This is a genomic window from Echinicola sediminis (genome assembly GCF_054777495.1).
Genome location: NZ_BAAHAP010000137.1, coordinates 1 through 10,200 on the forward strand (window position 1 = coordinate 1; position 10,200 = coordinate 10,200).

Below are 10,200 nucleotides of genomic sequence, written 5' to 3' on the forward strand. Positions count from 1 at the left end.
GGTAGAGACTCCCCGAAACGATGCAGGGATAGGAAGGGTTTTTTGCGGTGGACCTGATGGAGATATAAAGCAGGTCAGTGCAGACGAAACTGGGCTTTTTATCAAAGGGGAGGTGAAAAATGCTTCTGTAGTCCGTTTAAATAATGGAAGGATAGCGTACCTTTTTGCTGTCAATGGTGGGGAATTAAAGTTATTTGAGTTGGATGGAAACTGATTTGATAAAAAGAAAGGGTGAGCTCACTAAAATTCTTTGTTGTTTAGTGGCTGGGCTGCTGACACTTTGGGGATGTGGTGGAGCAAGTGATCAGACCAATTATAACAGCTTAGCAGATGCTGTAAGTCCCTATTTGCAGGAGCATGCTGATAATCCAGTAGAATGGCTGGAGTGGAGCGATGAAGCCTTGCAAAAAGCCGAAAAAGAAGATAAACTACTCATTATCAGTGTGGGCTATGCATCCTGTCACTGGTGTCATGTGATGGAAGAAGAAGCATTTATGGACAGCACAGCGGCCAAGCTGATGAATGACCGTTTCGTCTCCATAAAAATAGACCGGGAAGAAAGACCCGATATCGATAAGGTTTACAGTAATGCAGCCATGCTCCTTAATGGGAGTGCGGGATGGCCTTTGAATGTTATTGCTCTTCCAGACGGTCGTCCACTGGTTATCGGGACTTATATGGCTATTGATCAGTGGATGAAATTGCTCAATACGGCAGCAGATATGTATCGAGATCAACCAGAATTGTTGCAGGAACAGGCAAGAAAAATTGTAGCGGGAGTCAAGGACCAAGGCATGTCGCTCAGCAATGAAGCAGGGACAGATCAGGGCGCTTTAGAAGATTACCTCGTTTTTTTTGAATCCATTACTCCACATTTTGATTTATTCCATGGTGGTGTTTTGGAGGAGCAAAAGTTTCCCCGGGTAGCCCTGTGGGAAGCTATCATGCAATATACCTATCTGACAGGAAACAGGAAGGCCGAAAATGCATTGAAGACCACATTGGATCAACTCAGGAAGGGCGGGATATATGATCATGTAGGAGGAGGCTTTGCAAGGTACAGCACTGATCCAGCGTGGAAAATCCCTCATTTTGAAAAAATGCTTTATGACAATGCGCAATTGCTGGGATTATATGCCAAAGCATACCGGTTTCATCCTGAACCAACCTATAAAAATATTGTACGTAACACCGCTGATTTTTTAATCAGGGAATTTAGGGATAGCTCCAACGGTTATTATGCTTCTTTGAATGCTGTCTCCGATGGAGGAGAAGGGAATTACTATTCCTGGACTTACCAAGAGCTGGATGAATTATTGGAGGGGAAGGATAAGGAAATATTTATGGACGTTTTTTCAGTAAAGAAGGAAGGTAATTGGACGCAGGGAAAAAATGTGCTTTATAGAGATAAAGAACTGAAGGATGTTGCAAATAAGCATGGGCTGTCAGAGATGGAAGCAGGAAGGAGGGTGGAATCATCCCTTCAAACGGTGGAAACTAATCGGAAAAAGCGATCCAGACCGGCTTTGGATGAGAAGATGGTTACCGCTTGGAATGCCCTACTGATCAAAGGATTTCTGGAGGCTTTTCACACACTTAATGACAAAAGATACTTAAAGGAAGCCTTAGGTATTGCCCATTTTATAAATGATCATTTAAAACAAAGGAATGGTGAATTATGGAGGATTTATCATCCGGACCATGGCGCTTCTGTTGAGGCTTTTTTGGAGGATTACGTGCAATGGATTGATGCTTGCTTGGCCCTGTATCAGGTAAGTTTTGATGTATCATGGCTGGATCAAGCCAGAAAAAGTACAGAATTTGTGCTAGGGCATTTTAAAGACCAGAAGAGCTGTTTTTTTCATTTTTCTAAAAGCAATAGTGACGAATTATTTATAGAGGATATTCCTCTAGAGGATGGCGATCTTCCATCTGCTAATGCTTTGATGGCCTCCAACCTCTACCGATTAGGAGCCTATTTTCAAAATGAGGTTTACCATGATCAAGCACTGGCCATGCTGAAGACTGCCTTATCCAATAAGCATATTTCACCTCTCTATAAAGCTACATGGTGGACCCTTCAAGGTTGGGAAACCAATGGGCTTGTGGAAGTTGCTATAATTGGAGAGCATGCCACAGCAAAAGCAAATAAACTTCAACAATCTTATTTTCCTTTCAATTTGTATTTGGGAGGAGAAAAGGAGCATTTGCCATTACTTGATCAAAAATCGGTAGCTGGAAAAACAATGATTTATGTTTGTAGAAACAGAACTTGTAAATTTCCGGTGGAGAATGTTGCCCAAGCAGTGGAACAGGTGGCCGAATCAAGAGCCCCTTTTGTCAGGTAAAAAGCTGTGCAAAACACCGTCTCAAGTATTAAGTTTGATGATTTACTTATATTGCCTATTGATATCTTGTATATCAATAGGGGAATGTAAAGCTAATCCTCGATTAATTTTACTAGTTTCTAAAATAATACGGCTTGCTTTCCATTCATCTAACATACCCATAATAACCTGAATAAATGATTGTTGCAATGAAGCTGCGAAGTAATGTAATCATTCAATTGCTGATGTTTCTCCTGGTATTTTCTCCAGCATGGGGCCAATACCAAAACATAAGTTTTAGTCACCTTACTACAGAGCAAGGCCTGTCTCAAAATGATGTGAATGCCATTGCTCAGGATAAAAACGGATTCATGTGGTTTGGGACTCATGATGGACTCAATAAATACGATGGTTATAGTTTTAAGGTGTTCCAAGCAAACCCTGGAGACAGCACAGCGCTGAGCAGTAACTTGATTTTTGCCCTAGCAGAAGATCCACGGGGCTACCTGTGGGTCGGCACTACAGGAGGAGGGGTAAACCGTTTGGATCTCACCACGGAGAAATTTAAGCGGATTCTTCACCAAGAAGGGAATCCCGCTTCGTTAAGTAATAATCATGTAACTACCATTTTGGTAGCCAAGGATTCATCTGTTTGGGTAGGCACCCAAGCGGGGCTTAACCATATTCATTGTGAGCAGGGGAAGGATGCGAAAATAACAAAATTTCTGGACAGTAAAGATAGTGCTGCAACCATCAATAGTCTTTACGAAGACAAGAATGGGACGGTTTGGATAGGTACCAATAAGGGGCTATTTATGGTCGCTGGTACCCGGAACAATATAAATATTATCCCTATCGCTGGAATGGAAAGGGCAATCATCAGAGCTTTTGGAGAAACCTCCAAGGGCAGGCTGTTGGTCAATGCCAACAATACTTTGTATTGCCGTGAAGGGGAACAGTTTAGATCTCTTTTTCAAGGCACTTTCCTGTCTATTGTCCCAGATGGAAGAGGAGCTGTATGGGCGAGTTCCAGCGAAGGAGTATTCCTTTATATTGAAAAAAAGGAATATCCTTATTTGGAGGAAGCGAATCATTTTACCGTCCACGTGGAAGACCCTGAAAGTATCAATAAAAACAATGTCCGTTGTTTATATAGGGGAAATTCGGGAATCGTTTGGGCGGGAACCAATGGAGGAGGAGTCAACAAAATCAACCTGGAAAAAAAAGGATTCAGGGTTTACCGTAAGAATATCCATCCGGGTAGTATAAGCTATGACAAAGTAAGGGCTATTTTTGAAGATTCGGAGAATACACTTTGGGTGGGAACAGAGGGAGGAGGACTAAATGTGGACTGGGACAATAACCAGGGAGAAAAATATGAATCTTTTACCCACTATAGGGATCAGCTCAAAAGTGTTTTTTCCATCGCTGAAACGATTTCTGAAAATGATCGCATCATCTGGTTAGGCTCCCAAGAACTGAATCTATCCAGAGTAGTTTTTAAATCAAATGGCGAGCAGCAAATTGAATTGGGCTTTGGGAGCAAGTATGGAGTGGGAAGCGGGGTTTTCGCTCTTCTCAGTGATCAAAAGGGGAATTTATGGGCCGGGAGTTATCATCAGGGCTTATTCCGTATGATAAGGCAAAGTGATGGCACTTACCAAGTATCACAGTTTACCACTGAAAATGGCCTTTCGATCAATATGGTCCGAAGCCTCATGCAAGATCAGCAAGGTAATTTATGGATTGGTACAGGGAAAGGCCTAAACAAGATCAGTGCATCAGAACTTTATGCCGAAAAACCTAGCATTGATGTTTACCGGAATGATCCAAAGGATTCTACCACGATAAGTTACGACTATATTTTGGCCATGCATGAGAGCACTGATGGTGACCTATGGATCGGAACTTTTGGAGGAGGGCTCAACAAGCTGGTTTATCAGCGCGATGGATCGCTAAAGTTCAAATCCTTTAAGGAAAAGCAAGGGCTTTCGAATAATGTGATCAAAGGCATTCTAGAGGATAATGATGGCTACCTTTGGATATCCACCAACAAAGGACTTAACAAATTCGACCCTCATAGTGAACAGTTCAAAAGCTATGATGTGACTGATGGGCTTCAGAGTAACGAATTCAGTGAACTGGCGAGTTTAAAAAGACATGATGGAGAGATGTTGTTTGGGGGAGTAAACGGTTTTAATGCGTTTTATCCAAGTCAGATCAAGGACAATCCCTATAGGCCAAAAGTGGCCATCACCGATTTTCAGATATTCAATAAGTCTGTGGCCATAGGTGCTGAATTCAACAAAAGGGTGATTTTGGAAAAGGCCATCTATGAAAGTGATCAGATTGATTTGAAGCATTGGGAAAACAACTTTTCTTTTGAATTTGCAGCACTGCATTTTGCTGCTCCCAGTAAAAACAGGTACCGATACAAGCTCGAAGGATTTGACCAAAAATGGACAGAAACAGGATCAGGGAGGAGGTTTGCTTCTTATACCAATATCGGTCATGGGAATTATGTTTTTAAGGTTCAGGCCGCAAATAACGATGGATTGTGGAATGATCAAGACCTTGCCACGATAAGAATAGTCATTGCGCCTCCTTTTTGGTTAACCTGGTGGGCTTACATAATTTATGTCCTTATGATAGGCCTGTTGCTGTATGTGGTACGAAAGTATACCTTAATCGGAATTACCCAGAAACACCAACTGGAAATGGAGCATTTGACCCGTGAAAAAACAGAGGAAATCCACCAGATGAAATTGCGCTTTTTCACCAATATCAGTCATGAATTCCGCACCCCACTAACCTTAATTCTTGGACCTTTAGAGCAATTACTAAAGTCCGGGAATGAATATGGTCTGCCAGACCGAAAGCGAATGTATGTCTTGATGCAGAAAAATGCCCGGCTTTTGCTCAAACTGATCAACCAGTTGATGGATTTCAGAAAAATAGATCAGGGGAAGATGAAGCTTTATTTGACCGAAGAAAATATACCTTCATTTGTTCATGAACTAGCGGAACCTTTTCAGTTAATAGCAACAAGCAAGGAAATCGATTTTAAAATAACCTCTGAAAGAGCAATTCATGGACTATTGGACAAAGATAAAGTAGAGAAAATCCTTTATAATCTACTTTCCAATGCCTTTAAGTTTACCCCGAAAGGAGGGAGCATCTTCATGAGCGTAAAAGAAGAAAAGGAAGTTCAAGGGGATTGGGTTAGGATAGAAGTAAAAGATACCGGTGTGGGGATCCCTGATGATAGGGTAGGAAAGGTTTTTGAACGTTTTTTTCAGGCCAATGAAAAATCAGCTGCTTTTATCGGTACTGGCATTGGTCTTTCGTATACTAAAAGCCTGGTGGAAATGCATCAGGGAGAGATTTCCTTTACGAGTAAAGAAGGACGGGGGACGACCTTTGTTGTTAAGCTTCCCTTAAGCAAGAAAGCTTATTCTGATGCCGAACACATCCTCATGGATAGTGAGACGGGATTTGATCTTCTGCCGGAAAGATGGGTAGATGTGGATCTGGAAAAGGACTTTATGGAAGAAAGTTCACATTCAGATCATGAAAAGGGAAGAAAAATGCCGTTGAAAGTATTGATCGTGGACGATAATGCAGAAATCAGGGAGTTTATAAAATCAGCCTTTTATAAACATTTCAATGTAGTAGAGGCCATCAATGGGGAACAAGGATTAGCGATTACTGAAAAAGAAAATCCTGACCTGATTATTACCGATGTTATGATGCCCGTAATGGACGGGGTGGAATTTTGTGAAAAGCTGAAAAGCAATATCAAGACCAGTCACATTCCGGTGCTTATGCTTACAGCTAAAAACACACATGAAAGTGAACTGGAAGGGCTACAGCACGGTGCTGATTTTTATTTAACCAAACCTTTTGAAATTGAAAAACTGCTATTATCTGTCAACAATTTACTAAAAGGAAGGGAGGCACTCAGGAAAAGGTTTACTAATGAGGTTTTGCTACAACCGTCGGAAATCACGGTAAATTCTACTGATAATTCATTTTTAAGTCAGGCCATGGAAGTCGTGGAAGATAATATGGACAATCCTGATTTTACGGTAGAGGAATTCGTTCGAGAAATGGGTATGAGCCGGTCAAAACTACATCTGAAAATGAAATCACTTACTGATCAGTCCGCCAGTGAATTTATCCGAACGGTACGGCTGAAGAGGGCTGTACAGTTGATGGAGCAAAGCGATATTTCGGTGAAGGAGATCATGTACCAAACAGGCTTCAATACGGCCTCTTATTTTTCCAAGTGCTTTAAAAAACAGTTTGGAATGTCACCAACCGATTATCTCAACAAGGAACCGCTGAATGGAAATCACAAGATGCAATAGCATTAATTTTCAGCTCTTTCACCATCAAAAGGTGTCAAAAGCTGCTTTTGAGCATATGTATTAATGATTTGGACATATGTGTCAGGAGCCAAGAAGTGCTTATGCTAAATTTGGATTATTCGATTATCAACTGTTTACGAATAACCAAATATGAAAATAGCATTCAATTTAACCAGCTTAGCAAAGTCAATAAGCTGCTGGCCAAAAAAGACCAGTGTATTACTTCTTGCAGTACTGGGAGCAGGCCTTGTAAATGCACAACAGGCTAAGTTTAGCGCCGATTGGAAATCACTTGAACACTATGAAATTCCAGAATGGTTCCAGGATGCAAAATTCGGCATTTATACCCATTGGGGACCCGTTTCTTCCGCCTTTGAAGGTACAGATCCAAAAAAGTTTTATAGAGGTTGGCACGGGATGATGATGTATGAAGATGGTAAGCTGGTTTCACTGAATGGTTCTGGCAAGCCCTCTAATAATTACCTGCACCATAGGGAGAAATATGGAAACCCTTCAGAGTTTGGCTACAAACATATTATCGAACAATTTAAACCGAGTGGTTTTGATCCTGTTGCTTGGGCTGATCTTTTTGCGAAATCGGGAGCCAAGTTTGCCGGCCCTGTCGCTATGCACCATGATAATTTTGCCATGTGGGATAGCAAGGCAACACGGTGGAATTCGAAAAATTATGGTGGTATTGACCCTTCTGCCCTCCTTAAGCAAGAGATTGAAAAAAGAGGAATGAAGTTTATGGCTTCCTTTCACCACGCCTTCACCTGGAAATATTTTGCACCTAGTCATGTGCATGGGAATATAGACCCCAAAGATTACGATCTATATACCAATCCACATGCCATCGATGATGATCATCCTGACAGTGATTTTTATAAAGCTTGGTGGGCTACATTAAAAGAATATATCGATACTTATCAACCAGACCTGTTGTGGTTTGACTGGTGGTTAGAGAATTTAAGTGAGGAGGCCAGACTGAAATTTTTATCCTACTATTACAATCAAGCCCAAAAATGGGGTAAGGAAGTAGTGGTAGCCTATAAAGAAAGTACCTTCACCACTTCCACTGCTGTAAAAGATTATGAAAGGGGAAGACCTAATCAACCCAAAAGTCCTGCTTGGTTGACCGATACCTCTCCGGGAGCCTGGTTTTATAGACCGGGAGCCCAGTTCAAATCGCCCAATGAATTGGTAGACATTCTGGTAGATATCGTCGCCAAAAACGGCATTATGTTACTCAATGTGCCACCGGATCCTGATGGTACCATTCCTAATGAAATGGTTGATTTGTTGACCCAAATGGGCAATTGGCTGGAAGTGAACGGTGAAGCTATCTATGATACACGTCCGTGGACAGTGTTTGGAGAGGGACCGACAAGATTGCCAGAGGGAGGTCATAAGATTGAAAAAATAGCCATCGAATACACCGCTTTGGATATACGGTATGTGAAAAAATCCGACAAGCTGCTGTATGCAATTGTAATGGACCAGCCTCAGGGAGATATCACAATGCAAACACTGAGTACTCAGATAGGAGCCTTGAATTCTTCCATTTTAGAAATTAGTCTGTTAGGGAGTGATGAAGAGATTGAGTGGGAAAGGACAACAGAGGGCCTTGTTATCAAAGCTCCAAAAGGCTATCCTACAGACTTTGCCCATTGCTTCAGGATTACTTTGGAAGGCTATTCAGAAAATGATATCGGTGGAGCGGTAGAAGCCCACATAGATTAATGTGTCAATGAACATGGGGGAGGCTGAATGAGACTTGGTCTAAACCTTCACCCATCATTCAGCTTCTCACCTTTTGGTTTTATCAAGCCACTATTTCCCAGAACCCAAAACCTATTCGCATTGGATAATTTTAAAAAGTATTTGGTCCTGTTGTGTGCCCTGTTGATACATGCAAAGGTATGGGGACAAAACAGCACACGTCCAAATTTTATATTTGTTCTTACCGATGATCAGCCTTACGGCTATATGGGCTGTACGGGCAATGAGGTTATTGAAACACCCAACTTGGATCGACTGGCCAATGAAGGGATTCTATTTACCAATGCCCATGTTACCAGTGCCATATGCACCCCTAGCAGGGCAAGCATTCTTTTGAGCCAATATGAGAGAAAACATGGAATCAATTTTAATTCGGGTACAAGTTTATCTCCCGAAGGCTGGAAAGATTCCTATCCCATGGTTTTCAAAGGTCAAGGATATTATACCGGATGGATAGGGAAAAATCATGTTCCAGTAGGTGAGGGAGGTTATGGAAGCGGCCTCATGGACAAGTCTTTTGATTTTTGGTATGCTGGCCATGGCCATTTGGGATTTTACCCAAAAGAGAGGCATAATATTTTCACTAATGCCAAAGAGGATACACAAATTGAAATAATCGACCAGGGTGTCAGCCAATTTCTGAGCAATTCCGATAAGATCGATGGTGCCATGCGCTTTCTCAGGGGAAGACCAGCAGATAAGCCCTTTATGCTTTCGGTTTGTTTTAACCTACCGCACAGTGCAGGAACCAGAACCATGGAAATGAGGGATTCAGATGACCCCTTATACAAATCCCATTATCGGGACGAAGAAATGTCGTTGCCCGAAAATTATGTTGCCAAAGAAGATATCCATTTTCCAAAACTTCCTAAGACCCTGTTGAGGACTGAAGACAGGCAGACAGGATATAATTATGTGGATGATCCGGCTTCCCAAAAAGAAATATATATCCGCCAGCTGCAGGCTGTCACAGGAATAGATCGCTTTGTGGGAAATTTGAGGATGAAACTTGAGGAAGAAGGGATAGCCGATAATACCATTATTGTCTTTACCTCAGATCATGGGCTGTTTATGGGAGAGTTTGGTTTGGGAGGTAAGGCCCTTTGCTATGAAGTGACCACTCATGTACCTCTTATCTGGTATGACCCTGCTTTTACTGCTGAGCAAAAGGGTAGAAAATCGGATGAGCTGGTGCAAACTATCGATATCGCCCCTACCATGTTACAGAGAGCGGGAATAGGTATACCGGGTTCTTATCAGGGAAAGGATCTTACGGGTTTCATCAATGGAGATGAAAGGGAGATAAGGGAGTATTTATTTACCGAAAACTTATGGTCTACACAGTTTGGTAATCCGCGTTGTGAGGCGGTACAATCCAAAAAGTGGAAGTACATCAGGTATTATAAAAACAACACCTTCTCGGCTACCAGAAAAATCAAGACAGCCAAGGAGTTTGGATTAAATGTCAATGCAATACTGTACACGGTACATGATGCTGACCTGATACAGTATAGGGATTTTGTCGAATCATCCCTGAATGGTGAAATACCGGTCTACGAGGAGTTATTTGATCTGGAAAATGACCCCAATGAAAGCAACAACCTTGCTGCCGATATTGCCTATAAAAATGTAATAAAAGAAATGAGGGCAGCATGGTCTGATCAAATTAACATAGCTAAGGGAATAGGGAAAACCAAGGTACTGAGATATACCTATGAAAG

Annotated in this window: 5 protein-coding genes; all 5 read left to right on the forward strand. The window is 41.8% G+C overall.

What is annotated here, in order from left to right; genetic code table 11:
- On the forward strand, positions 1–214 hold a 214-nt coding region (locus ACYVAA_RS20940; protein ID WP_460545580.1), incomplete at its 5' end, for a hypothetical protein.
- Positions 204–2,348 carry a thioredoxin domain-containing protein gene (locus tag ACYVAA_RS20945; protein ID WP_460545582.1) on the forward strand — a complete coding sequence of 715 codons (2,145 nt, stop codon included), beginning with the start codon at positions 204–206 and terminating at the stop codon, positions 2,346–2,348. The genes ACYVAA_RS20940 and ACYVAA_RS20945, both read left to right, overlap by 11 nt.
- A gap of 188 nt (positions 2,349–2,536) precedes the next feature.
- On the forward strand, positions 2,537–6,697 hold the full coding sequence (locus ACYVAA_RS20950; protein ID WP_460545584.1) for a two-component regulator propeller domain-containing protein: 4,161 nt from the start codon (positions 2,537–2,539) through the stop codon (positions 6,695–6,697).
- 150 nt (positions 6,698–6,847) lie between these two features.
- Positions 6,848–8,440 (forward strand): alpha-L-fucosidase, encoded by a 1,593-nt coding sequence (locus tag ACYVAA_RS20955; RefSeq protein WP_460545586.1) that lies wholly within the window; start codon positions 6,848–6,850, stop codon positions 8,438–8,440.
- Positions 8,441–8,560: 120 nt separating this feature from the next.
- The coding region (locus ACYVAA_RS20960) for a sulfatase-like hydrolase/transferase (protein ID WP_460545588.1) at positions 8,561–10,200 on the forward strand (1,640 nt) is incomplete at its 3' end.